A 497-nucleotide genomic window follows, 5' to 3' on the forward strand; every position below is an offset into this window, starting at 1 on the left:
CTTAGTTTAGTTACCCCAGCCACAGCAATAGGAACAGGAAATGTTCCGGTATTGGATGTAACAACAGGTTTAGTGAATGTACCATCAGGCACATCTGCAGGCACTTATTCCATTGTTTACCAAATTTGTCAAAAAGTAAACGTAGGAGTTTGTGACCAAGCTACAGTAACACTACAAGTAGTAGCACCAGTAATCGTTGCGAACGACGATGCCATTGTAAACATCAACGGTTATGTAGGTCAAACCAATGCCATCAATGCCTTTACGAATGATACCTTAAACGGTAGTCTAGTAAAAACATCAGAAATTCAAGCAAGTATCATCTCACCGGCGAATCCAATCAATGGAGGAGCAGTACCGTTTATGGATGTAACGACAGGACAAGTGAGCATACCAGCGGGTACCACAGCAGGAAATTACTTTATCGATTACCGTATTTGTGAGACATTAAATCCAAGCAATTGCAATGATGCTAGAATCACAATTGAGGTAATCGC

General features: G+C 41.0%; 1 pseudogene. It reads left to right on the top strand.

The features are described from left to right. Nucleotides 1-497, top strand: a pseudogene (locus ACSVH9_RS16350) (hypothetical protein); the annotation flags it as partial.

Source organism: Flavobacterium sp. RSSB_23, from assembly GCF_051547145.1.
Classification (GTDB): domain Bacteria; phylum Bacteroidota; class Bacteroidia; order Flavobacteriales; family Flavobacteriaceae; genus Flavobacterium.